This is a genomic window from Halothiobacillus diazotrophicus, assembly GCF_001663815.1.
Lineage (GTDB): Bacteria > Pseudomonadota > Gammaproteobacteria > Halothiobacillales > Halothiobacillaceae > Halothiobacillus > Halothiobacillus diazotrophicus.
Genome location: NZ_CP016027.1, coordinates 24151 through 50464, shown reverse-complemented (window position 1 = coordinate 50464; position 26314 = coordinate 24151). Strand labels below are relative to the sequence as shown.

At 63.2% G+C, this 26314-nt stretch carries 17 protein-coding genes; 12 read left to right on the top strand and 5 right to left on the bottom strand.

Going from position 1 to position 26314, the window contains the following annotated elements:
• The first annotated feature begins 3 nt into the window (after positions 1 to 3).
• From cysG to A9404_RS00155, 3 genes are read left to right on the top strand one after another with little or no spacing between them, the layout of a single operon-like run.
• Positions 4 to 1482, top strand: coding sequence for a siroheme synthase CysG (gene cysG / locus A9404_RS00165; RefSeq protein ID WP_066097569.1), 1479 nt, complete (start codon positions 4 to 6; stop codon positions 1480 to 1482).
• Complete coding sequence (locus A9404_RS00160; protein ID WP_066097567.1) at positions 1479 to 2330, top strand: uroporphyrinogen-III synthase; 852 nt, start codon at positions 1479 to 1481, stop codon at positions 2328 to 2330. Before cysG ends, A9404_RS00160 begins: the two co-directional genes overlap by 4 nt.
• Positions 2327 to 3025, top strand: a complete 699-nt coding sequence (locus A9404_RS00155; protein WP_066097565.1) for an NTP transferase domain-containing protein — start codon at positions 2327 to 2329, stop codon at positions 3023 to 3025. The genes A9404_RS00160 and A9404_RS00155 overlap by 4 nt, the downstream gene beginning before the upstream one ends.
• A 33-nt stretch (positions 3026 to 3058) precedes the next feature.
• On the opposite strand, the gene A9404_RS00150 is transcribed toward A9404_RS00155, so the two are convergent.
• From A9404_RS00150 to A9404_RS00130, 5 genes are all read right to left on the bottom strand, one after another.
• Positions 3059 to 4285 carry a VOC family protein gene (locus tag A9404_RS00150; protein WP_066097564.1) on the bottom strand — a complete coding sequence of 409 codons (1227 nt, stop codon included), beginning with the start codon at positions 4283 to 4285 and terminating at the stop codon, positions 3059 to 3061.
• 79 nt (positions 4286 to 4364) lie between these two features.
• Positions 4365 to 7673: a transglutaminase family protein gene (locus A9404_RS00145; protein ID WP_066097562.1), complete on the bottom strand. Its 3309-nt coding sequence runs from the start codon at positions 7671 to 7673 to the stop codon at positions 4365 to 4367.
• Complete coding sequence (locus A9404_RS00140) at positions 7670 to 8461, bottom strand: proteasome-type protease (RefSeq protein ID WP_066097560.1); 792 nt, start codon at positions 8459 to 8461, stop codon at positions 7670 to 7672. Before A9404_RS00140 ends, A9404_RS00145 begins: the two co-directional genes overlap by 4 nt.
• Before the next feature lie 31 nt (positions 8462 to 8492).
• Positions 8493 to 9485, bottom strand: coding sequence for an alpha-E domain-containing protein (locus A9404_RS00135; RefSeq protein ID WP_066097558.1), 993 nt, complete (start codon positions 9483 to 9485; stop codon positions 8493 to 8495).
• Between the two features lie 3 nt (positions 9486 to 9488).
• Positions 9489 to 10928, bottom strand: coding sequence for a circularly permuted type 2 ATP-grasp protein (locus A9404_RS00130; protein ID WP_066097556.1), 1440 nt, complete (start codon positions 10926 to 10928; stop codon positions 9489 to 9491).
• Positions 10929 to 11426: 498 nt separating this feature from the next.
• On the opposite strand from A9404_RS00130, the gene atzF reads away from it, so the two are divergent.
• The 9 genes from atzF to A9404_RS00085 all read left to right on the top strand — a co-directional run bounded on the left by atzF (position 11427) and on the right by A9404_RS00085 (position 26066).
• Positions 11427 to 13214, top strand: a complete 1788-nt coding sequence (gene atzF, locus A9404_RS00125) for an allophanate hydrolase (RefSeq protein WP_066097554.1) — start codon at positions 11427 to 11429, stop codon at positions 13212 to 13214.
• Positions 13207 to 16830 carry an urea carboxylase gene (uca, locus tag A9404_RS00120; RefSeq protein ID WP_066097552.1) on the top strand — a complete coding sequence of 1208 codons (3624 nt, stop codon included), beginning with the start codon at positions 13207 to 13209 and terminating at the stop codon, positions 16828 to 16830. The genes atzF and uca overlap by 8 nt, the downstream gene beginning before the upstream one ends.
• Positions 16827 to 17624, top strand: coding sequence for a GntR family transcriptional regulator (locus tag A9404_RS00115; RefSeq protein WP_066097550.1), 798 nt, complete (start codon positions 16827 to 16829; stop codon positions 17622 to 17624). The genes uca and A9404_RS00115 overlap by 4 nt, the downstream gene beginning before the upstream one ends.
• Positions 17611 to 18912 (top strand): urea ABC transporter substrate-binding protein, encoded by a 1302-nt coding sequence (urtA, locus tag A9404_RS00110; protein ID WP_066097548.1) that lies wholly within the window; start codon positions 17611 to 17613, stop codon positions 18910 to 18912. Before A9404_RS00115 ends, urtA begins: the two co-directional genes overlap by 14 nt.
• A 160-nt stretch (positions 18913 to 19072) precedes the next feature.
• On the top strand, positions 19073 to 20920 hold the full coding sequence (urtB, locus tag A9404_RS00105; RefSeq protein WP_231880925.1) for an urea ABC transporter permease subunit UrtB: 1848 nt from the start codon (positions 19073 to 19075) through the stop codon (positions 20918 to 20920).
• 3 nt (positions 20921 to 20923) lie between these two features.
• A complete protein-coding gene (gene urtC / locus A9404_RS00100; RefSeq protein WP_082922606.1) occupies positions 20924 to 22171 on the top strand; it encodes an urea ABC transporter permease subunit UrtC in 1248 nt (415 codons plus the stop codon).
• Entirely contained in the window at positions 22168 to 23019 is an 852-nt protein-coding gene (urtD, locus tag A9404_RS00095; RefSeq protein ID WP_066097546.1) for an urea ABC transporter ATP-binding protein UrtD, read from the top strand. Before urtC ends, urtD begins: the two co-directional genes overlap by 4 nt.
• Positions 22998 to 23693, top strand: a complete 696-nt coding sequence (gene urtE, locus A9404_RS00090; protein ID WP_066097544.1) for an urea ABC transporter ATP-binding subunit UrtE — start codon at positions 22998 to 23000, stop codon at positions 23691 to 23693. Before urtD ends, urtE begins: the two co-directional genes overlap by 22 nt.
• 285 nt (positions 23694 to 23978) lie before the next feature.
• Positions 23979 to 26066, top strand: coding sequence for a hypothetical protein (locus A9404_RS00085; protein WP_066097542.1), 2088 nt, complete (start codon positions 23979 to 23981; stop codon positions 26064 to 26066).
• The last annotated feature ends 248 nt before the right edge of the window (positions 26067 to 26314 follow it).

Sequence of the window (26314 nt, the reverse complement as noted above, 5' to 3'; positions counted from 1 at the left end):
ACCATGCGCTACCTACCCATTTTTCTGGACGTCCTGAACAAGCGCTGCGCCCTCGTGGGCGGCGGTGAAGTAGCCGCCCGAAAGCTGGCCTGGCTGCGGAGCGCGGGGGCGCAGGTCCGCATCATTGCGCCGGAGGCGACCGCCGAACTCCATGCGGAGATCCGTTCGGCCCTTGATAGCGGCAGCCCTGCGGCGGTAACGCACCTTCAGGCCCGGTTCGCACCGGCGCATCTCGACGGCTGCGAACTGGTCGTCTCGGCGACGGACGATGCTGCGGTCAACGCGGCGGTCGCCGACGCGGCACGAGCCCGCAATCTGCCGGTGAACGTGGTCGACGATCCGGCCAACTGCAGCTTCATCGTGCCGGCCGTCATCGATCGCGAGCCGATGACGATCGCCGTGTCATCCAGCGGTACCAGTCCGGTGCTGGCCCGCTGGGTCCGGTCGCGTATCGAATCGCTCATTCCCGATGCCATCGGCCGCATCGCCGCGTTCTTCGGCATGAAGCGCACCGCCGTCCAGAATCGCCTGCCGGAAATCGGTCAGCGCCGTCGCTTCTGGGAAGCGCAGCTGGAAACACGCCTTCCGGAACTGATCGCCCAGGGGCGTACCGACGAAGCCGATACCCTGTTCCATAACAATCTGGTTTCCGCCACGGAACAGGATGCCCTGAACGCCGGTCGCGTCTATCTGATCGGCGCCGGTCCCGGCGACCCCGACTTGCTGACCTTCCGCGCCCTGCAACGCCTGCAGCAGGCGGACGTCGTCGTCTACGACCGCCTGGTCTCCCCGGCCGTGGTCGATCTGGCTCGGCGCGATGCCGAACGGATGTACGTGGGCAAATGCCGCGATGCCCACAGCGTCCCGCAGGAAGAAATCTCTCAGCGACTGGTGGATCTCGCGCGCGAAGGCAAAATCGTCGCCCGCCTCAAGGGTGGCGATCCCTTCGTATTCGGTCGGGGCGGCGAGGAAATCGAGGCGCTGGCCTCAGCCAACCTGCCCTTCGAGGTCGTACCGGGCATCACCGCCGCCACGGGCTGCGCCGCCTATGCCGGCATTCCCCTGACCCATCGCGATTATGCCCAATCGGTGCGGTTCATCACCGGCCACACCCGCAACGGCAAGCTCGATCTCGACTGGGGCAATCTCGCCAGCTGCAAGGACACCCTCGTCTTCTACATGGGTCTCAGCGCCTCGGCGGAAATCTGTGCCCAGCTGATCGCCCACGGCATGCCGGCGTCGCGCGCGGCCGGGCTGGTCGAGCACGGCACCACGCCCCGCCAGCAGGTCTACACGGGTACGCTCGCCACGCTGCCTGATCTCATCGTCGGCGCGGAGTCGCCCTCCCTGCTCATCGTCGGCGACGTCGTCAACCTGCATGAGCAGCTGGCCTGGTTCCAGGGATCGCCGGACGCGGAACCGCTGTTCACGCCACAACCGGTGGCGGCCGAACTCCATCAGAAAATCCGGAGTGCCGCATGAGTACCCCCGAGCTGCCGCAAAACTACACGGGCCGGCGGATCGCCCTGCCCGAGACCCGCCAGCTCGACGTACTGGCCGGCCTGTTCGAGCGTCGGGGCGCCGAGGTTCTGCGCTGCCCCCTCGTGAGCATCCACGACGCCCCGGACCAAGCGCCCATCCGCCTCTGGCTCGACCGTTTCCTCACGGACCCGGCCATCGGCGACCTGATCCTGCTGACCGGCGAAGGCGTGAAACGTCTGCACGCGGCGGCGGAACGCTTCGGATTGGCCGAGGCCTTCCTCGACCGCCTGGCCCACACCCGCCTGATTGCCCGCGGCCCCAAACCGGGGCGGACGCTCAAGCAATGGAACATCACGCCGGCCATCCAGGCGGAAATTCCGACGAGTGAGGGTATCATCGCCACCTTGCGGCAGATGGATGACCTGGCCCCGGAAGTCGGGGTCGTGCTGTACGGGACCGAACCCAACCGTCCCCTGATCGACGCCATCACGGCACTGGGGCGCGTGCCGGTTGCTGTCGCGCCGTACATCTACGCCACCGAATCGGAAACCGAAGCCGTGACCCAACTGATCAGCGCGATGGCCGCCGGGGAAATCGATGCCATGACCTTTACCAGCCAACCGCAGATCAAGCGACTGAAAACCGTGGCCGAGAAAACGGGCATGACCGAGGAATTGTCCCGAGGGCTCGACAGGACGATCATCGCGGCCATCGGCCCGGTCATGGCGGATACGCTGCGGGCCATGGACATCCGGGTCGACGTCATGCCCGAGGATCGCTATTTCATGCGCCCGCTGGTGGACGCCCTGGCGGAGAAACTGGCGGAAACGCCAGTCGATCGCGGATGACCACCCGCCCCGCCAACCCGCAACCCCATCCGCCCACGACCGCTATCGTGCTGGCCGGTGGCGCGGGTCGGCGCATGGGCGGCAAGGACAAGGGGCTGATTCCCTTTCGGGACGGTTATCTCATCGAACCGGTTCTGGCGGCGCTGGCGCCGCAGGTCGACCAATTGATCATCAGCGCAAACCGCCACCTGAGCGACTACCGCGCGTTCGGATACCCCGTGGTCAGCGATCCGCACGTGGAAGCCGGTCAGGAACCGGAATATGCCGGCCCGGTCGCGGCTTTGCGCCATTGCAGCAGCGAGGCCACGCACGACTGGCTACTGCTGGCGCCCTGCGACATGCCGGGCTTCCGGCCCCATTGGCCGGGGCGCCTCTGGGAGGTCCAGCAATCCAGTCATGCCGCCGTCGTCATCGCGCACGACGGCGAGCGCCTGCAGCCAAGCGTGGCCCTGATTCATCGACCCTGCCTCGTGCAGCGCCCCGATCTGCAACCGGACAAACGGCGCGATCGGCCACAAAAAACCAAACCGGGCCAACGACTTCGCGAACTGCTGATGGCTGGCCGTTATGCGCTCTGCGATCTGTCGGCGGATCGCGCGTGTTTCGCCAACATCAACACGCCGGAAGATCTGGCCGCGCTCCCCGACGATCCCCGTTGTGCCCTACGGCCGCCTCCATTCATCAAACGTGGCTAGCGCCGCGGATTCCCCCTCGACCGCCAGCGAGCGTCATTGCGCCATTCGCGCCTGAACACCCTCTTCCAGCCCAGCAGCATACGTCAGGTGCGCCACATTATCCTTGGCGAAAAACCCCTGAAAATCGCCGAACCGCTGGACATATTCAACGATCAGCGACGAAAACGTCGACGCCGACGAGAAGATCTGCTTCAGGCCCTCTTCCCGTGAACCCACCGTATCGAGCAGGAACCCCATGCCCTGGGAACTGATCGCATCCACGACGAAATCGATGTTCTCCTTGTCCCGGGTCTGTCCATCCTGGACGGCCAGCGCCATGTGATGCAGACGTGGGCCGTAATTGCGCACGAAGGTCTCGGTCGGACTGGGCTGGTGATCCAGATGATTCACGCAATAGGGCAGATTGTTGGCGGTGAACACCTTCGCCGGCGTCCGCGACTCCGGCTCGCCGCGCACGTTCTTGGTGACGTTGGTGGACGAATTCTGATCCTTGATGTCGTAGCTGCCCCAGTAGTAGTAGCTCGACAGGGCCAGGTATTCGAGCAGCGCCACCTCCCGGTTCTGGCTGTACACGCGGGTCGCCAGATGATCGATCGGCAGAATCAGGTCCTTGATGCCCAGATTTTCCTGCATGTCCTTGCCCCGTTCGTAGGCGGCCTGGGCCTCCGGCAGGATCACGCAATCCCCATGCTGATAAACGCGAATGCCGTCGTCGGGTCGCTCCATGTAGCCCACCATGTTGTGGGTATAGGGCGACGGCTGGGACATGCTCACGTTGAGGGGCAGGTCCAGATCGGCCAACTGACCGACCGGGAAGAAGCGGAACTCCCGCGCCTGCTGCTGGGCCACCACCTCATGGCGGTTCGTGGCCCGCAGGATCTCGCCCAGATAACGACTGTGCGGTCGCTGCGCGCCGACCGGGGACAGATCGTTGAGACTGCGGAAAATGTCGCTGTATTCGGGATTCTTCACCTCCCGCAACAGCAGGTCCGGCGAATCCATGTCGATCCGCAGGACATGAGTGAGGTGCTTGAGACTGTCGAGCGTGACGAGATAGTGGTACGGCGTCATCAGGGACAATTCGGCGATGTATTCGATGGATTTGCCCGGCTCCACCGAGATCATGATCGCCTCGATGCCGCCGATCATCTCCGTCAGGCCGCAGCGGTCACGCTCGGCCAGAACCCTCGGCAGGAACTCCTCGAAGAACGCGGAGTTTTGCTTGTCCCCGAAGCGGGGGTGGCTGTTTGAATCCAACATGACAACCTCTCGGATAGCGGTAAAACCCATCAAACAAACCAGTGTCGAGGCCACGGCATCCGCCGCGCCCCGCTGCGACCTACTCCGGCTGCCAGCGCAGATCCAGCGTCAAGGGAAAACGCGGATTGGTCGGTTCCAGCGGCACGAAGAACGGTCCCGGCGTATGCCCGTGATCCCAGAACCGCGAACGGCGACGTGCTTCGGCCTCGTTCGCATTGACCGGGAACGTGTCGTAACTCCGGCCACCCGGATGACTGACGTGATAGGTGCAGCCGCCGATGGCCCGACCGTTCCAGCTGTCCAGCAGATCGAAGGTCAGCGGTGCCTGAACACCGATGGTCGGATGCAGCGCCGAGTATGGTGCCCAGGCCTTGAACCGGACGCCGGCCACGTACTCGCCCGGCACGCCCGTCGGATGCAGCGGAACCAGCCGCCCGTTGCAGGCTACCTGATGGCGGTTGCCGGTCATGCCCGTCACCTTGATCTGTACCCGCTCGACGGACGAATCGACGTAACGTGCCGTTCCGCCGCCCCCCATTTCCTCGCCCAGCACGTGCCAGGGTTCGATGGCCTGTCTCACCTCCAGAGATACGCCTTCGTACGCCACGGTGCCGTAGCGCGGGAACCGGAACGCCAGGAAGGGCGCGAACCAGGCATCGTCGAAGGCGTATCCGGCACTGCGCAGGTCGCGGCAGATGTCCTGCATGTCCTGTTCGATGAAATGGGGCAGCATGAACCGGTCGTGCAGCGCGGTCCCCCAGTCGACCAGCTTGCCGCGATAGGGCGTCTGCCAGAACCGCGCCACCAGGGCACGCAACAGCAGGGACTGGACGAGATTCATCCGGTAGTGCGGCGGCATCTCGAAGGCCCGGAACTCGATCAGGCCGAGGCGCCCCGACGCGGAGTCGGGAGAATAGAGCTTGTCGATGCAGAACTCGGCGCGGTGGGTGTTCCCGGTCAGGTCCACCAGCAGATGCCGCAGCAACCGATCGATCAGCCAGGGCTGGCTCGACTCGACGCCGGGCGAGAACGCGCGACCCAGCTGCTGCAAGGCGATTTCCAACTCGCCCAGGGCATCGTCCCGCGCCTCGTCCACGCGCGGCGCCTGACTGGTGGGACCGATGAACTGACCGGAGAAGAGATAGGACAGTGCCGGGTGCTGCTGCCAGTAGATGAGCAGGCTTTTCAGCAGGTCGGGACGCCGCAGGAACGGGCTATCTGCCGCCGTCGCACCGCCCAGGGTGACGTGATTGCCGCCGCCTGTGCCCGTATGGCGGCCGTCCAGCATGAATTTCTCGGCGCCCAGACGGGACTGACGCGCATCCTCGTACAGGTCGCGCATGCGCTGCTCGAGGGTGGGCCAGTTCGGCGAGGGATGGATATTCACCTCGATCACGCCGGGGTCCGGCGTCACGGACAACGACTTCAACCGGTCGTCTCGCGGCGGCGGATACCCCTCGATGCGGACCGGCTGCTTCATGGCCTTCGCGCACCGCTCGATGGCCGAGATCAGATCGAGCCAGGCCTCCAGGGTCGGCACCGGCGGCAGGAATACCTGCAGCATGCCTTCGCGGACCTCCAGCGCCAGGGCCGTATGAATGACTTCGTGGGGCGCCGTTTCATCCCGCGTCTGGACCACCCGCGGTTGCGGCTGGGCCGCCCGCCGTTCGCGTTCGCTGAGCGGAAGCCGCTCGGCGAACGGGTCGACAGGCACTTCGGGATCGCGCAATTCCGGCGCGACCCAGGGCAGGCTGTTCAGTGGCAGGCGGAAGCCCATGGGGGAATCGCCGGGCAGCAGGTAGAGCCGGTCGGTACGCAGCGGCCAGACGCTGGACTGCCATCGCACGGCGCCACTGGCATCGTCCAGGAAACTCTTCAACGGCAATACGTATCCGCCCACCGCCCCCAACCCGGCACGGAGCGTCTTGGCCAGGGTACGGCGTTCGTCGGCCACATTCAGATCCGCATCCAGGGAATCGAGATTGATCGGCTGCAGGCTTTCGCCATGAATCGCCAGCCAGGGGTCCTCGTACGCGGTGATGAGGAATGCGGGGTCCAGATGGAGGGCTTCGGCCAGCTGATGCCCGAAGGTGGCGAGCGTCTTGGCTGAAATTCGCGACGTACCGGGCCCCGGATCGCCGATCATCAGCGCCGTTTCCGACCAGATCGGCACGCCATCCGCGCGCCAGTAGGCCGTCAATGCCCAACGGGGCAGTGGCTCCCCGGGATACCACTTGCCCTGTCCGAAGTGCATCAGCCCACCCGGCGCGAACCGGGACTGCAGGCGCTGCATCAGGTCGTTCGCCAACCGCCATTTGTGCTCGCCCAGCGCGGCCGTGTTCCATTGGGGGCTTTCCATGTCGTCGATGGAGACGAAGGTCGGCTCCCCACCTTGTGTCAAACGCACGTTACCCGCTTCGAGCTCGGTATCCACCTGGGCGCCCAGCGCCTGCACCGCTTCCCACTGGAGATCGGTATAGGGTTTCGTGACGCGGGGATCCTCGTGCACCCGGGTTACGGTCATTTCCACCGAGAACTCCGTCTCGCACACGTCGGTCATCCCGGAGATGGGCGATGCCGAGGCCGGCTGCGGGGCCGCCACCAGCGGAATATGGCCCTCGCCTGCCAGCAGACCCGAGGTGGCATCCAGGCCGATCCACCCGGCACCGGGTATGTAGGCCTCGCACCAGGCATGCAGGTCGGTGAAATCGGCCGAAGGACCGGCGGGACCGTCCAGCGGCTTTTCGTCGGGCGCCAGCTGGATGAGGTATCCGGAAACGAATCGGGCAGCGATACCCATGCGCCGCAACAGCTGCACCAGCAACCAGGCGCTGTCCCGGCAGGAACCCGACCCTTTGGCCAAGGTCTCCTCCGGCGTCTGCACGCCCGGCTCCATGCGGATCAGGTAGCCGACAGCGGATTGCACCTGCTGGTTGATCCGGACCAGGAAATCGTTCGTATTGATCTTGGGCGGCAGATTCTTGCGGAAATCGCGCAACCAGGCATCGAATTTCCGGCCACCCGGGACCGGGACGAGGTAAGGGGCAAGCTCGATCGCCAGGGGCTTGGGATAGAAGAAGGGAAACTGCTCGGCGTAGCTTTCGAGGAAGAAATCGAAGGGATTGATGACGGTCATGTCCGCAATCAGATCGACCGTGACCTCCAGGGAGCGCGTCGGTTCGGGGAACGTGAGCCGGGCGATGAAGTTGCCCTGGGCATCCTGCTGCCAGTTGATGAAGTGTTGTGCCGGCTGGATCTGAAGGGAGTAGCTCAGGATCGGGGTTCGGGCATGAGCGGCGGGTTTGAGCCGGATCTCATGCGGTGACAGGGTCACCGTGCGGTCGAATCGGTAGAGCGTCTTGTGATGCAGCGCGACACGAATAGTCATGATAGGGGTGGCTCTGTGAGGGGTGGGGAAATATCGGCGAACAGATCGTTCTCCGGACCGCAGATCCAGGTCGGTTCGGGCAGACTCGCGAATACGCCGCGCAAGCCCTCGCTCCATTGGGCGCTGATCTGGGTAAAGTACGGATCGCCTTCGGGGAGATTCTGCTCCGGTCCCATGACCAGTTTGTTGGCCTCGTAGCACACGATGTCGATGGGCATGCCGACCGACACGTTGCTGCGCATGGTGGAATCGAACGAGACCAGCACGCACTTGACCGCCTCGTTCAACGGGGTTTCCGGGCGAATCACGCGATCGATGATCGGCTTGCCGTACTTGGTTTCCCCGATCTGGAAGAACGGCGTGCTTTCCGTCGCCTCGATGAAGTTGCCCTCGGTGTACACCATGAACAATCGGGGCGCCTCGCCGGCGATCTGGCCGCCCACGATGAAGGTGGCACCCACGTCGATGTTGCTGGCCATCAGATGCGGCCGATCCCGATGGGTGATTTCGCGCAGACAGGTACCCAGCAGCCCCGCCACGTCGAACATGGACGGTACGTTCCAGATATTCGGAACGTCATTTTGCCGCCCCTGCTGCTCCAGCAGGTTCGTTGCATTCTGGGTGACGGACAGGTTGCCTGAACTCAGAATGACGATCACCCGGTCCCCAGCATTGCTGAAGGTACGCATTTTCTTGAAGCTGGCGATCTGGTCGACGCCGGCATTCGTGCGGGAATCCGAAGCAAACACCAGGCCCGCATTCAGTTTCAGTGCCACACAATAAGTCATCGTCACTTCCTACACTAAATATGAAAGGTGCTTATTGTATTTGCAATTGGAAGCGATCGGGTCGAATTGTGCTGGAAGAGTCGTCTTTCAGAGAGAGATACGCGTGGTGAATCTCATCGCTCAACGCCTGGGTCCGGTCCAGAAAGTCCGTCAGATATTCATGCAGACCACGACTGAACACATCCTCAATGCGGGTGAAATGCAGTGCGGCGTGCAACTCGCCGGCCAGCCGTCGGGCTTCCAGCCCCGTCGTGCCGTTGATGGCCTCCAGCGTGGCATCCACCTCGTTCAGGCAGGCATGCAGGGAGCGGGGCATGTCTGCCCGTAGAATCATCAGTTCGGCGACGCGCATCGGGCTGATGCTGTCCCGATAGATCTTGCGGTAGGCCTCGAGCGCACTCACGGAATTGAGCAGCGCCCCCCACTGGTAGTAATCCGCCGCGCCGCCCACGTCGTCCACGCTCGGCAGGAGAATGTGGTACTTCACGTCCAGAATCCGGGCCGTGTTGTCCGCCCGCTCCAGAAACGTGCCGAGACGAATGAAATACAGCGCATCATCCTTGAGGATGGTACCGAGCGTCACGCCCCGGAACAGGTGCGAACGCTCCTTCACCCAGTCGAAGAACCCCTCGAGGCGGAACTGATCGAGGTTGGGCAGCATGCGCTTGAGATCGAGCCACATGCTGTTGATGATCTCCCACATCTCCGAGGTGATGGCGCCGCGCACGGCCCGGGCGTTCTCCCGGGCAAGCATCAGGCTGGTATAAATGCTGGACGGGTTCTCCGGGTCCAGCGCCATGTAATGCGTCACCTTCGCGGCTTCGACCAGACCGTACTTTTCCTCGTAGCCCGGCGCGGACCCGCAAATGTTGAGCGGGGCGTACCACAGTCGCGCATCCACGCCGACGCTGTCATCGGGCAGCAACGCCGAACGGTGGGCCACGTCCAGGACGCGGGCGGTATTTTCGGCACGCTCGATGTAGCGGGCCATCCAGAACAGATGATCGGCAGTACGTGACAGCATGCTCTATCTCTCCAAAACCCAGGTGTCCTTCGTTCCCCCGCCCTGGGAGGAATTGACCACCAGCGACCCTTCGGTCAGGGCGACGCGCGTCAATCCGCCCGGCGCCAGCCGGATTTCCTTGCCGGACAGCACGAACGGCCGCAGGTCCACATGGCGCGGCGCCACACCGGCCTCCACCAGCGTTGGGCAGGTGGAGAGCGCGAGTGTGGGTTGCGCGATGAATTTCGCGGGATCGGTTAGGATCCGCTCCCGATACGCAGCAATTTCCGCCTGGGTACTGGTCGGGCCGACCAGCATCCCGTATCCCCCGGAACCCTGAACCTCCTTCACGACCAGTTCCGGCAGATGCTCGAGCACATACTTCAGTTCATCCGGCCGATCGAGTCGCCAGGTCGGCACGTTCGACAGCAGCGGCTGCTCGCCGAGATAGAACTCGATCATCTCCGGCACGAACAGGTAGGTGGATTTGTCGTCGGCAATGCCCGTACCCACGCCGTTGGTGAGGGCGACCCCGCCCGCCCGATAGGCCTCGAACAGGCCCGGCACGCCGAGCATGGAATCGGGGCGGAACGCCATGGGGTCGAGATAGTCGTCGTCGACGCGGCGATAGATCACGTGGACCTGCTGCGGTCCCTGCGTGGTGCGCATGTACACCTTGTTCGCGCTCACGAACAGATCCTTCCCTTCGACCAGCTCGACGCCCATCTGGCTCGCCAGGAATGCATGCTCGAAATAGGCGCTGTTGAATGTTCCCGGCGTGAGCACGACGATCACGGGATCCTCGATGTGCTCCGGCGCCGATTCGCGCAGGGTTTCCAGCAGCAGTTGCGGATAGTGCTCGACGGGTGCCACCGTATGGGCGGCGAAGAGATTGGGAAAGAGCCGCATCATGGTGTTGCGGTTTTCCAGCATGTAGGACACGCCGGACGGAGTACGCAGGTTGTCTTCCAGCACGTAGAAGTCGTTCTCGGAAACGCGCACGAGGTCGATGCCCGCGATCTGGGCATAGACCTGATTGGGCAGATCCACGCCCTGCATGGCGGCCTGGTACATGCTGTTGCCCAGTACCTGTTCCGCGGGAATCACACCCGCCTTGATGATTTCCTGATCGTGATAGATGTCGTGGAGAAACATGTTCAGGGCACGAACGCGCTGCTTCAGGCCCAGTTCGAGACGACGCCACTCGTCCGCCCCGAAAATCCGCGGCACGATGTCGAAGGGGATCAGGCGCTCCTCGCTGGAATTCGCCCCATAAACCGCAAAGGTGATGCCCATGCGTCGGAACAGCAGCTCCGCGTCCCGCTGCTTCTGGATCAGCGTCTCCAGGGGCTGGGATAGGAGTTGCGCGTCGATATCCGCGTACTGCGTCCGCAATGCGCCATCGAACCCGCGCATTTCGTCGAACTGCTTGGGTCTTTCGGAGGAACTGATCATTTTATCCATGATGTCTCACTAAAATAATCCACGGCGCCCATTGCATTCCCGCACCTGCCCAAATTAAATGCAAGTCCCGAGCCATCTTCGCACCCGCCGATAACCCGTTGAAAAAAACGCACGCCGCAAAAAAATAATCACCCTATAACCGACAGCGCACCAGGATGACACAAAACAAGCACGCCTCCGGCTCAACCTTGGTGCAGCATTCGTGCCCGCCGAAATTCGCTCGGATGCCCTGAGATCATTCACTTAATGTAGACCAGGTCAATGGCGAGAATGTGTCAACCCATAGGCGGATCCCCATGACATTGACACCCGCTATTGCACCAATTAATGAGCACGGCTTCAGGTGGCCGCACAAACTCCGTGCATTATCCCGCAATGAAAATCCTTTAATCCCCGACCAATCCAGCCTATTAACAAGCACTTAAATAAAAAATCACGAATTGGCACTGTTCTCGCATCAACTTGTATACCAGATGAAATACAAGAGGATTGCTCCGGATGATGGACGACGACAATCGCAACATTGATCAATGGCGTGCGCTTTGGCAGCAACCCGAAGCCGCAATCGAGCAGTTGCTGACCCGCCAGCGGGCACTTCTTGCCGCCAAGGAAGCGGGCGGCGCCGCCGAATGGATACATCTGGCGACGATCCCGGAGCTCCAGGCCCAGATCGATGCCCTGAAGGACAGCACCCCTGACGACCTCCCCCTGTATGGCGTGCCCTATGCCGTGAAGGACAACATCGACGTAGCCGGCATGCCGACCACCGCCGCCTGCCCCGAGTTCGCGCATACGCCGACGGACGATGCCTTCGTGGTGGCGAAATTGCGCGCCGCCGGCGCCATCTGCCTGGGCAAGACCAACCTCGACCAGTTCGCCACCGGGCTCAACGGCACCCGCACGCCCTATGGCATCCCGGTGAATCCCTTCAACGAAGACTACGTGCCTGGCGGCTCCAGCTCGGGTTCGGCCGTCGCCGTGTCCCTCGGTGCGGCGGCCTTTTCGCTGGGCACCGACACCGCCGGTTCCGGCCGGGTGCCTGCCGGCTTCAATCGCCTCGTCGGCCTCAAGCCCACGCGCGGCCTGATCAGCACCTCGGGCGTGCTGCCCGCCTGCCGGTCCCTCGACTGCGTGTCGATCTTCGCCCACAGCATCGGTGATGCCGAACGCGTGCTGGCCGTCGCGGGCAGCTTCGATCCCGCCGATCCCTACGGCCGCCCGGCGCCGGAACAGCGCCCCACCCTGACCGGCACGCCGCGTCTGGCCACCTTCGCCCCCATCGAATGGTTCGGCGATACGATCCAGCAGGCTGCCTGGCAAACCTGGCGCGATGGTCTGGCCGCACAGGGCATCGAACTCGCCGAGATCGACCCCACCCCATTCCTCGCCCTCGCGCCGCTGCTCTATGGCGGGCCCTGGGTTGCCGAACGCCTCGCCGCCCTCGAAACCTTCGCCGCCGAACAGCCGGAGGCCATCCACCCCGTCGTGCGGCAGATCGTCCTGTCCGGCAAGAACTACTCCGCCGTGGACACCTTCAAGGCCGAATATCAGCGCATGGCCCTGGTGCGGCAGATCCACGACGCCCTGGCGCCCTTCGACGCGCTGGTCGTCCCCACCTCACCCACCTTCCCGACGGTCGCCGCCATGCTGGCCGAGCCGATCCAGCGCAATTCCGAACTCGGCCACTACACGAACTTCGTCAACCTCTCCGATCTCTCCGCCCTCGCCATTCCGGCGAATCCACGCAGCGACGGCCTGCCTTTCGGCGTGACCCTGATCGGCAAGACCTGGGCGGACTCGCTGCTGGCCGACATCGGCCGTGCCCTCACCGGCGAGACCGTTTCGCCGGATACCCCACCCAAACCCCTGTCGAAGGGCGAGATCGCCGTCGCCGTGGTCGGCGCGCACCTGAGCGGCATGCCCCTGAACCACCAGCTCACCAGTCGCGGGGGCCGTCTGCTTCAGGCCACCACCACGGCACCGAGCTACCGGCTATATGCGCTGGCGAACACCACCCCGCCCAAACCCGGACTCGTCTTCGATCCGGCGGGCGCCGCCATCATCGTCGAGGTCTGGGCCCTGCCGCGCCCGGCACTGGCGGATTTCCTCGAGGAAATCCCGGCCCCGCTCGGCCTCGGCACCCTCAGCCTGGCAGACGGTACCGAAGTCACCGGTTTCGTCTGCGAACCCCGCGCCCTGGAAGGTGCTGCCGAAGTCACGTCCTTCGGCGGCTGGCGCGCCTACATCCAATCCCTGAAGACTGCCGCAGGAGCCAAGCATGTTTAAGAAGGTCTTGATCGCCAACCGGGGCGAGATCGCCGTCCGGATCGCCCGCACCCTGAAAACGATGGGCGTCACCTCGGTCGCCGTGTACAGCGATTCGGACCAGGACAGCCCCCACGTCCGCGCCTGCGACGAAGCCATCGCCCTGGGCGGTCAGACAGCGGCGGAAAGCTATCTTCAGGCCGAACGGATTCTGCAGCTGGCCAAGGATCACGGCGTCGAGGCGATCATCCCCGGCTACGGATTTCTCTCGGAAAACGCGAGCTTCGCCGAGTTGTGTGCCGCGGCAGGCATCGCCTTCGTCGGTCCCACGCCCGAACAGCTGCGCGAGTTCGGCCTGAAGCACCGCGCCCGTGAACTGGCCGAGGCGGCCTCCGTCCCGCTCGCCCCCGGCAGCGCCCTGCTCAAGGATCGACACAGCGCGCTCACGGAAGCCGAACGCATCGGCTACCCCATCATGCTCAAGAGCACGGCGGGCGGCGGCGGGATTGGCCTGCGCCGTTGCGCCGATGCCGATGCCCTGAGCGAAGCCTTCGAGGCGGTGGCCGGCATGGGCAGCCGCTTCTTTGGCGATGGCGGCGTGTTCGTCGAGCGCTTCATCGATCAGGCCCGGCACATCGAAATCCAGATCTTCGGCGACGGCCAGGGCCGCGTCGTCGCCCTGGGCGAACGCGATTGCAGCCTGCAGCGCCGCAACCAGAAAGTGATCGAGGAAACGCCGGCGCCCAACCTGCCGCAGGCAACGCGCGAAGCCATGGCTGCTGCGGCGGTTCGTCTGGGCGAGTCGATCCGCTATCAGTCCGCCGGTACCGTGGAGTACATCTACGATGCCGCCCGCGACGAATTCTATTTCCTCGAAGTGAACACCCGCCTCCAGGTCGAGCACCCCGTCACGGAGATGGTCACGGGTGTCGATCTCATCGAATGGATGGTGCGTCTCGCCGCCGGCGACCCGGTGGACATGACGGTGCCCGCGCCGAATGGCGTCGCGATCGAAGGGCGCATCTACGCCGAAGAACCCCTGCGCAACTTCCAGCCCTCGCCCGGCAAGCTCAGCAACGTCACCCTGCCGGGCGGCGACGGCATCCGCGTGGATACCTGGGTGGAAACCAGCACCGTGGTACCCGCCCAGTTCGACCCCATGCTCGCCAAGATCATCTGCCACGGCGCGACCCGTACCGAAGCCCTCGCCCGCATGGCCGAAGCCCTCGACGTCGCCCGCTTCGACGGCATCTCCACCAACCGGATGCTGCTGCGCGCCCTGGTGGAACAGCCGGACTTCGTGGCGGCGCGCCACGGCACGGCGACCATCGATCACTACCTCGGCGCCAACGGCTTCACGCCCCGCGCCATCGAGGTGATCAAGCCCGGCACCTATACGCTGATCCAGGACTACCCCGGCCGGCTCGGCCTGTGGCACATCGGCGTGCCGCCCTCCGGCCCGATGGACGATTACGCCTTCCGCATCGCCAACCGCATCGTGGGCAACGATGCCGGCGCCGCCGCGCTGGAATGCACCCTCGTCGGCCCGACCCTGCGTTTCCACCATCCCGTACTCGTCGCCGTCACCGGTGCGCCCGCACCGATCCTGCTGGACGACCAGCCGGTCGAAGCCTGGCGGCCGATCCAGGTGGCGGCCGGCCAGACCCTCAGCATCGGCCAGGCGACGGCCGGTTCCCGGATCTATCTCGCCATCCGGGGCGGTATCGACGTCCCCCAATATCTCGGCAGCCGCTCCACCTTCGCCCTCGGCGCCTTCGGCGGTCATGCCGGACGCACCCTGGCGCCGGGCGACATCCTGCCCTTCGGTGGTGACGAACCTTCCGTCGCGGCGGGCGGCAACGCCCTGCCTGCCCCGATCCACGCCCCCAAGGTGGCCGACGAACGGCTGATCCCGACCTACCCGGACGTCTGGGAAATCGGCGTTCTGTACGGTCCGCACGGTGCCCCGGATTTCTTCACCGACGACGCCATCGAGCAGTTCTTCAGCATCGAATGGCAGGTGCACTACAACAGCAACCGCCTCGGCATCCGCCTGCAAGGGCCGAAGCTCTCCTGGGCGCGCAGCGACGGCGGCGAAGCCGGCCTGCATCCGTCGAACATCCACGACACGGAATACGCGGTCGGCTCGGTCAACTTCACCGGCGACATGCCCGTGATCCTCACGCGCGACGGCCCGAGCCTCGGCGGCTTCGTCTGCCCGGCCACCATCATCCGCTCCGAACTGTGGAAAGTGGGCCAACTCAAGCCGGGCGACCGCATCCGCTTCGTGCCCATCAGCTACGATGCCGCCCGCGTGCGTGAAGAACTGCAGGATCAGCACATCGAGTCGCTGGAAGTGCCCACCCCGGCGCCGGATCTGCTGGCCGAACGCGGCGAATGCGTGCTGATGGATCAGCCGGCCAAGGGCGAGGATCCCCGTCTGGCGATCCGGCAGGCCGGCGACGGCTACGTACTGCTCGAATACGGCGAGAATGTCCTGGATCTGGTGCTGCGCCTGCGGGTGCACGCCCTCATGGAGCAACTGGAAACCGACCCCATCCCCGGCGTGCTGGAATGCTCACCGGGCGTACGGTCGCTGCAGATTCGTTACGAGCCCAAGCGCATCGCCCAATCCACCCTCGTGGCCCGCCTCACCGCGCTGAACGAGCACCTGCCCGACATCCGCACCCTCGCCGTGCCCTCACGCATCCTGCACCTGCCCATGGCCTTCGAGGACAGCGCCACCCTGGACGCCGTCGCCCGCTATCGCCAATCCGTGCGGGATACCGCGCCCTGGCTGCCGCGCAACAGCGAGTTCATCCGCCGCATCAACGGCCTGCCGGACATCCAGACCGTCGAGGACACCGTCTTCGCCGCCTCCTATCTCGTGCTCGGCCTGGGTGACGTGTACCTCGGCGCGCCCTGCGCCGTGCCGCTCGATCCACGGCACCGCCTGCTGACCTCCAAGTACAACCCGGCCCGTACCTACACGGCGGAAGGCACGGTCGGCATCGGCGGCGTGTACATGTGCATCTACGGCATGGACTCGCCGGGCGGCTACCAGCTCGTGGGCCGCACCCTGCCCATCTGGAACCGGCGCCCAGCCCATCCCACCTTCGCACCCGATCAGCCCTGGCTGCTGCGCTTCTTCGATCAGGTCCGCTTCTACCGGGTCGACGAACCCGAACTGCTGCGACTGCGTCATGCCTTCTCCATCGGCCAGTTCCTGCCGGAAATCACCGAAACCGTCTTCCGGCTCGACGAACACGAGGCGTTCCTGGCCGAACATGCCGAATCCATCGCCGAATTCCGCAGCCGGCAGGCGATCGCCTACGAAACGGAAGTCAGCCTCTGGCAGGAAGAAGACGGCAGCCTCGCCACCCGGGAATCCGCCAGCAGCGACACGGAAGCCACCGGCGAGCCGATTCCGTCCACCATCAGCGGCAACGTCTGGAAGCTGCTGGTCGAACCCGGCGAGGCCGTCCAGGCGGGCCAGCCCGTCGCCATCATCGAGGCCATGAAGATGGAATTCACCATCGAGGCGCCGCGCGAGGGCATCATCGCCCAATGCTGCTGCGCCCCCGGCCAGCTGGTGCAAATGGGGCAGACCCTCATCACCCTCGAAGAGTCGGCATGACCTCGCCCCTGCGCCGCAAATCGACCACCGCACCGGCTCTGGCCGAGCAGGTCTACATCCAGATCAAACGCGAGCTGTTCGCCTTTCGTCTGCTGCCGGGCGAACGATTCAGCGAAAACGACATCGTCCGGCTCACCGGCGCCAGTCGCACCCCCGTGCGCGAGGCGCTCAACCGGCTGGCGCGGGAAGGATTCGTGACCGTGCAGAATCGGGCGGGTTGGCGGGTTCGCGATCTGGACTTCGCCGTCTTCGATCAACTCTACGAGGTACGCACCCTGATCGAACTGTCCGTGGTCGAACGGCTGGCTGCCCGGCCCCCCCTCACGGCGCTCGATCGGCTCAATGCCACCTGGCAAGTCGCGCCGGCGGCGCGACGGCACGATGGCGAATCCGTTTTCGCTCTGGACGAGGCCTTTCATGCCGAACTTGTCGCCGCCAGCGGGAATGAAGAATTGGCCCGCATCCATCAAGGCGTGACCGAACGCATCCGCATCGTGCGCCAGCTCGATTTCACCGAACCGCACCGCATTGCAGCCACCTACGAGGAACACGGCGCCATCCTCAAGGCCATCGGTCAGCAACAGCCCGCCGAGGCCCGCCGACTGATGCAGGCCCACATCGAAACCAGCCGGCAGGAAGTGCGCAAGATCAGCCTGCATCGACTGTACGAAGCCCGCGAGCAGGCGCGGCTCAAATCCGAAAATACGCCCGAAATCATCGAACCCGCGACCGGCGGACACCGGTCAGACCACCAAAGCACACCCAATGGAGGGTTAACTCATGAAACGTCGTGACTTTATGAAGGCGCTGAGCGCCACGGGTTTATCGCTGGGCCTCGGCATGCGCGGTATCGATATCGCCGCCGCGGACGAAGGACCGATCAAGGTGGGTATTCTGCACTCGCTGTCCGGCACCATGGCAATCTCCGAGAGCACGCTCAAAGACAACATGCTCATGCTGATTGCCGAACAAAATGCCAAGGGCGGTGTGCTCGGTCGCAAGCTCGAACCGGTCGTCGTCGACCCGGCCTCCAACTGGCCGCTGTTCGCTGAAAAAGCCCGCGAACTGCTGGCCAAGGAAAAAGTCGCCGCGATCTTCGGCTGCTGGACCTCCGTTTCCCGTAAATCGGTGCTGCCGGTGGTCGAGGAACTTGACGGCATCCTGTTCTATCCCGTGCAGTTCGAAGGCGAGGAATCCTCGCGCAACATCTTCTACACCGGCGCCGCGCCGAACCAGCAGGCGATCCCGGCCGTGGACTACCTGATGAACGAGCTGGGCATCACCCGTTGGGTGCTGGCCGGTACCGACTACGTCTATCCGCGCACCACCAACAAGATTCTCGAAGCCTACCTCAAGCAGAAAGGCGTGGCCGAAGCAGACATCATGATCAACTACACGCCCTTCGGTCAGTCCGACTGGCAGTCGATCGTCACCCAGATCAAGCAGTTCGGTAGCGCGGGCAAGCCGACCGCCGTGGTCTCGACCATCAACGGCGACGCCAACGTCCCGTTCTACCGCGAACTGGCCAACCAGGGCATCAAGTCCCAGGACATCCCGGTCATGGCCTTCTCGGTGGGCGAGCAGGAACTCTCGGGCATCGACACCAAGCCGCTGGTGGGTCACCTCGCCGCCTGGAACTACTTCGAGAGCGTCAAGACCCCGGAAAACGCCGCCTTCATCAAGCAATGGCACAAGTTCACCGGCGACGACAAGCGTGTGACCAACGACCCGATGGAAGCCGAATATATTGCCTTCCACATGTGGATCAAAGCCCTGGAAAAGGCCAAGACCACCCAGGCCGACAAGATCATCGACGCGCTGATCGGCGTGGAAGTGCCCAACCTCACCGGCAGCACGGCCAAGATGCTGCCCAACCACTACATCACCAAACCGGTGCTGATCGGCGAAATTCAGGGCGACGGCCAGTTCCAGGTCGTCTGGTCCACACCCAAGCCCGTGCCCGGCGATGCCTGGTCGAACTATCTGCCCGGCAGCAAGGATCTGATCGCCGACTGGACCAAACCGATCGACTGCGGCGCCTACAACACGGTGACCAAGAAGTGCACCGGCTCCGGCGCCTAATCCGGCTCCCGGCACCCCGAACGGGTGCCCTATCCGTGACCGGACGGGCGTTCGGTCACGCATCCAAGCGCACGACGAGGATGATGCAATGACGCACACCCATCCCCCAGAAGGGGTTTCTTTCCCACAGAACGGACGACCGGCATCCGATAGACGTCGAATGCCCCGTATCGAACGGCGGACGGATACGACCGTCTGGCCGACGGCGGCTCGCCACGCAATCTGTCGGAAAGAACCGATTACACCCACCGCCCGACACCGACGAATCGGTCCGGGGCTGAGCGGGCTGCCGCCCGCCTTATCGAATACGACCCCGATCGTGATGGCCCTGGTCATCACCGCCCTGGCCGCATTGCCGGGCTGGGCACAGGCCGACTCCCCCGCCCCGACGACGACCCAAACCGCGTCGCCCCTCGCGGCACCAACCGAGACTCAATCCATCGCCTCGGCGACGGATTCGACCGCGACGACCCCTTCGATCACACCCGGCAGCCCGACGATTCAGGCCCTGACCAGCGACAGCTTCATGACCCGCAAACGGGCGCTGGACGCGCTCATGGCGCAGCCCCCGGCCGATGCCACCCCGACGCTGCGTGCGCTGGCCGACGGACAACTCTATCTCCAGGCAAAACCCGTCGCCCGCCTGGGCATCGGCACGGCGCAGAACGACATTCTCGACCCCATCACCCAACAGCCCATCGGCAAGACCACGGATGCCGGCTGGAAAACCGTGCCGATCAACAATGCCATCCGAATCAAGCTGCGCCCGCGCCTTGATATGATCGACCTGCTCTCGCCCTCGGTGGACACCCGCCGAGCCGCCGCCAACGATCTGTTCTCCGCCCGCCTGAACTCGGCCTACCTGAAGGAACTCAAGGCCCTGCGTCCGAAACTCACCGACCCGGCCGTGGCCGAACAAATCAAACAACTGATCGCGAGCCATGAACTGGTCGATGCCGATCCGGCCGTCCGCCGACAGGCCGTCGAAGACGTGGCGGGGGCGCTGGACCCCGAAATCCATCACAAACTCGAACGCATCGCGAAATCGGACCCCGACCCCACCGTGAAAGCCCTGGCCCAGAAAACCCTGCAATCGATCGATACGCAGATCGCCGGCTGGAATTTCGCGCAGAACCTCGTGTTCGGCCTGAGCCTCGGTTCCGTCCTGCTGCTGGCCGCCATCGGGCTCGCCATTACCTTCGGCGTGATGGGCGTGATCAATATGGCCCACGGCGAGCTCATGATGATCGGGGCCTACACCACCTGGCTGCTGCAACAGGTGCTGCCGAATCACCTCACGCTGGCGCTTTTCCTGGCGATTCCCACGGCCTTCCTCGTGGCCGGCGGGATCGGCGTGCTGATCGAACGAGGGCTGATCCGCTTTCTGTACGGCCGCCCGCTCGAAACCCTGCTCGCCACCTTCGGCCTGAGCCTGATGCTGCAGCAGGCCGCCCGGATCATCTTCAGCCCGCTCAACCGCGCCGTCGCCCTACCGGATTTCATGAGCAACAGCTGGGTGCTCAATCCCGTGTTCGCGGTCACCTATAACCGGCTGTATATCCTGATCTTTTCCCTCACGGTCTTTCTCGCCCTGCTGCTGGTGCTCAAGCGCAGCACCTTCGGCCTGCGCATCCGGGCGGTGGCGCAGAACCGAGCCATGGCGCGCGCCTGCGGCGTGCGCTCCGGCTGGATCGACGCCCTCACCTTCGGGCTGGGTTCCGGCATCGCGGGCATCGCCGGGGTGGCGCTGTCGCAGATCACCAACGTCGGTCCCAACCTCGGCCAGAGCTATATCGTGGATTCGTTCATGGTCGTCGTGCTCGGCGGTGTCGGCAATCTCTGGGGCACCCTCGTTTCGGCCATGGGCATCGGCGTGCTGAATAAATTCCTGGAGCCCTATTCCGGCGCCGTGCTCGCCAAGGTAGTGGTTCTGGTACTGGTCATTCTCGTCATTCAAAAACGGCCGCGCGGACTCTTTCCGCAAAAGGGCCGTGCGGCCGAGGAATAAATCATGCTGTTACGCTCCCTCCTCCCCTCAGACGCACGCAACGGATCGGCCGTCGGGCTCATGGTCATGGGCGCCATCATGCTGATGCTGATCGTCGTCGCCGCCTCGAATCTGCTCACGCCGCCGGATAGCGTCTGGCATGTCTCCACCTACACCGTCACCCTGCTCGGCAAGTTCCTCTGCTATGCCCTGCTGGCCGTATCGATCGACCTCATCTGGGGTTTCGCCGGCATTCTCTCGCTCGGTCACGGCGCGTTTTTCGCGCTCGGCGGCTATGCCATGGGCATGTATCTGATGCGGCAGATCGGCACGCGCGGCCAGTACGGCAACCCGGATCTGCCCGATTTCATGGTGTTTCTGAACTGGCACGAGCTGCCCTGGTACTGGTACGGGTTCGACCATTTCTGGTTCGCCCTGCTCATGATCCTGCTCGTACCCGGCCTGCTCGCGGGGTTGTTCGGCTGGCTGGCCTTCCGCTCGCGGGTCTCCGGCGTGTATTTCGCCATCATCACCCAGGCGCTCACCTATGCGCTGATGCTGGCCTTCTTCCGCAACGAAATGGGCTTCGGCGGCAATAACGGCCTCACCGACTTCAAGGACATCCTCGGCCTGCCGATCGCCGAGAACGGCACGCGCGTCGGCCTGTTCGTCGCCGCCGGGATCGCGCTCGTGCTCGGCTACCTGCTCGCCCGCTGGATCGTGAATTCCCGTCTGGGCCGGGTGCTGGTGGCCATTCGCGACGCCGAACCGCGCACCCGATCCTGCGGCTATCAGGTCGCGCAATACAAACTGGTCGTCTTCGTGATCTCGGCCATGCTCGCCGGGGTGGCCGGGGCGCTGTACGTGCCGCAGGTCGGCATCATCAATCCGGGCGAATTCTCGCCGCTCAGTTCCATCGAAGCCGTGGCCTGGGTCGCCATCGGCGGGCGCGGTAGCCTGTTCGGGGCCATCATCGGCGCCTTTGCCGTGAACTGGAGTAAGACCGAACTGACAACCCTAGCCCCCGACCTCTGGCCGTTCGTGCTGGGTGGGCTGTTCATCCTCGTCACCGTGTTCCTGCCCAAAGGGCTGGCCGGGCTGCTCATGCGGCGCGGCAAGAACACGTCGGGCGATTCCCAAAAAATACCGCAGGAAACACCGCAGGAAACACCGCAGGAATCCCCGCCGGATGCCCCCGAAGCCGCCAGTCCCCGCACGGACGATCCGGCCCGTACCCCATCGAGCAATCCGGAACAGGAGGCCAAGCCATGAGCGACCCGATCAGCGATCTCGTGGGCACCAACGCCGGCGCGGGCGAGCGCGTCGCGCACTATGCCCCGAACGAACCGGACGTCAGCCACGGCCCGATCCTGTACCTCGAAGACGTCACCCTCAGCTTCGACGGCTTCAAGGCCCTGAACGGCCTGAACCTCACCCTGGACGACGGCGAACTGCGCTGCATCATCGGCCCTAACGGCGCGGGCAAATCCACGATGATGGATGTCATCACCGGCCGCCGTAAACCGGACAAGGGCCAGGTCTTCTTCGGCCAGAACATCAACCTGCTGGAACTGCCGGAACACGAGATCGCCCGCGGCCTCGTCGGGCGCAAATTCCAGCGACCCACCGTGTTCGAACAGCTCGACGTGGCCGACAACCTCGAACTCACCCTCGCCGGCAAGCGATCCCCCTGGGCGGTATTGCGCGCCAAGCGCACGGCGGCGGAACGCGAGCAGATCGACGAAATCCTCGACACCATCGGCCTGCTCACTCATCGGCACAAGCTGGCGGGCACCCTCTCGCACGGCCAGAAGCAATGGCTGGAAATCGGCATGCTGCTGGCACAAAACCCACGCATCCTGCTGGTCGACGAACCCGTCGCGGGCATGACCGGCGAAGAAATGGCGCGCACCGCCGAACTGTTGGTCAGTCTCGCGGGCAAGCGCACCGTGGTCGTGGTCGAACACGACATGGCCTTCGTCCGCAAGATCGCCCGCACCGTCACCGTGCTGCATCAGGGCAGCGTGCTGGCCGAAGGCAGCCTGAGCGCCGTGCAGAACAACCCGCGCGTCATCGAGGTTTATTTGGGAGAGACACCATGCTCGACATCACCGGCCTGAACCAGTATTACGGGGGCAGCCACATCCTTAACCACGTGAACCTGAGCCTCGCCGAAGGCGAACTCGTCTGCCTGCTCGGGCGCAACGGCGTGGGCAAAACCACCCTGATGCGCGCCATCATGGGCATGGTGAACGTGCGTAGCGGCGATATCCAGTTCGACGGCACGCAAATCACCCGCCAAGCCACCGAACAGCGCGCCCGCGCCGGCATTGGTTACGTGCCGCAGGGCCGGGAAATCTTCCCCCTGCTCACCGTGGAGGAAAACCTCAAACTCGCGCTGGCCGGCCGCCGCGATGGGCTACGCAAGATTCCCGCACAGATCTACGACCTGTTTCCCGTCCTGCTGGAAATGAAACACCGGCGCGGCGGGGATCTCTCCGGCGGCCAACAGCAACAGCTCGCCATCGGCCGGGCGCTTGTCCTCGATCCGAAAATCCTGCTGCTCGACGAACCGACCGAAGGCATCCAACCCAATATCGTCCACGAAATCGGCCAGGTTCTACGCCGCCTGAATCGGGAACTGGGCCTCGGCGTACTGCTGGTGGAACAGAAACTCCCCTTCGCCCGCCAAGTCGCCGACCGATTCGCCATCATGGAACGCGGGCATATCCAGGCCACGGGTGCCATGGGAGATTTGAATGAGGAACTGGTACAGAAGTATCTGACGGTTTAGTGCGCGACGATTGCATCCGGGGTTGAGCGGAAGATCAATGGCGATCTCTGTTGACTTGGAGCGGATCACCATACAGTCGGAAACTTATGAAAGCCATTGGTCTGCTTCTCGGCCAATGCAGTCAATTTCGCCATCGTGGCAGGATGAGCGCTATACAGAGTATGCCGCCGGAAAGCCAATTTCTTGAAAAGCTGGTTCAACATACCCTGCTATAGCCAGTGTGCGGCGCTCGTTTAAATTTACGGCAGCGCCCATTATGAAACATCCCGCCTTAAGGAGACCCGGATGCAGGACCTGGACGATCAGGCGCAAAAACTAAGTGCGATTTTTCTGGATTCCGTCGCAGCCGCGCCGATGGCAGATGAAGCCACCGCGAATGAGGCCTTGGAAGGCTATCAGAGCCTTCAACACGCATCGGATCGCCTCTTCGATTTATTGATCGTCTTGGAGAATACTGGCCAAACGGTTAGCACCGTGAACGCTCTCGCCAATCATTTCTTTTTGGCTAATGTGCTGGATGGGGTGAGCGAGCCGATCGCCGAGGCGCTCAGCAACATTGCTTCTTGCCTGCCCGGAATCATTAAACCCGACGGAAAGAGGATTCCGTCCGGGCCCGTTCAACCAGGCGTACCTCCTTCTCCGCAAGTCACTGCCTTCGTGAGAGCACTCGACCATGAGTCAGCTTGGGTGGAAGCCATGCTCATAGGCCGCGCCTTCACAGTCCTCAAGCGATTTCAATTCTCGAATGCTCGCACGAAAGCGGTTGCAGAAGCAGCGACTCGGATCAAACAACTCGGCTATGCATTTTCGATCCGCTCAGGCCGATACCAGATCAGGCCTGAAGGTATCGAGAATATCGTCGGCCAAATTTGGAAATACCTCCATCGCCTAGGTTGTCTCAATGCACTATCGAATATCATGCGGGCGGCTCTTAAAACACAAGTCTACGCATACGAGCAAATACTATTCGGCAGAAAATACGCTCAAGGGCTTGGCGATCGACCGCCGGAGTTACCGATCGGGCTGCTCTATAACATAGCCGTCAAGGTACCGGCACAAGGATCCAACGAGCGCAGTGCGGAGTTCTTCTGGGACAAGGCTATCTGCCTGGCGCGCGATTTCGTGGCGATGCTCGATCTCGAACCCTACTCACAATTTGCTTTTCTGGGATTGAATACCCAAGCCTTAGAAGACGGACTGCGAGAGGTCGCTCACTACGACCACTGCTTCTCTCTTCGTCAGTGGCATCTCGGCTTCACTCCGCAGTTTCTCTCTATTTTTTTCGGCGAAAGCTTCGATGCCGACATGAAGGAGCGGTTCGGCTGGAACGTAGCAGATGCGGTGCAGCTGGCCCAGGTTCTTAAAGCTCATGCCAGCCCAGGTACTCAGGTCGTCCCAATCTCCAATTTGGTTACAACTGGCTTAGACCCGGTTGTCTTCACATCCATGTTGCCGTTCTTTGCATATAGAGAGGGAGAGGCCAACAAAAAATATCGTTCTCCATTCGGGGCAGAGGGGCCTGACGTAATCTTCAAGCCGCTCATTCAGCTCAAGGGAGGCAGCGTCGTTCTGCCGGCGGCCTCGGTACTGGGCCCAGCCCTTTTCGAAGCCACATTCGCAGCCTGGAAAACTATCAAGACAGATAAGGAAATCGCCAGTTTTAGAGGAGATGCGGCAGAGCGGCTGACGAAATATCTATTCGCCAAGCACGGGTTTCAGCCGAGCTTCGAGAGCGCGAAGTATGATCTGCGTGAGCAAGGAGCCGGCGAGTGCGATCTCGTTTTCGAGGATGAGGAAAATATTATCCTTGTCGAGTGCAAAGCGAAGGCGCTGACCCGGGGCGCCATGACTGGCATGCAAGGCGATGCGCTACTTGATTTTGCGGGGGGGTTGTTTGCGTCTCAAGCTCAGGCGCTCAGGCATGAGCGTATTTTGCGGAGTGCGGGCTCGATACATTTCAGTGACGGGTCAAGGCTTGAGTGTCGAGACAGGCGCATCACGCGTCTCACCGCGACCCTGTTGGATCACGGCGCGATTCAGGATCGGTGGATGCTTAGGAATGTCTATAACGCGTTGTTGTCGGCCCAATTCAACTGCGATCCCGGCTATACGAAAAAAAAGCAAGTCAAGGACTTCAACAGGCATCTGCGATTGTTTCAGGAAGAGACACGCCTGCTAGAGGCTGCCGGCCAAAACATCAACTCCCATCCGCTCAATGCCGCATCCGCGAGCGTGGCCCAGCTCGACGTCTTATTGGAGGGCGTAAAATCGCTTACCGAGGTTAGGACGAGGCTATCCACTCCCGTGACGTACTCTACCTTCAATGTGCTACTGGAGCACTTTTATCAACAGAAGATGCACAGCCAAGGTTAGCGTTCTTAACGTCGGCATGGGCCAAGATCGGGACCGAAGCTGAGTATGTCAGGGAAACTGTGTAAACGAGCCTTTGTTGCCCAAGTTCTTGATGACCGGTTTGGCCGAGAAGCAGTCAGTCACATCAACGAGCCCGATAGCTGTCGTAATCACCCCTAGCACGGCACCGTGATTGGGTAAGTTCTTGGCCATACCTGCTCCATTGAACATGATTCGAACCCCATTCACTCTGGGACTGCTCGATCAGT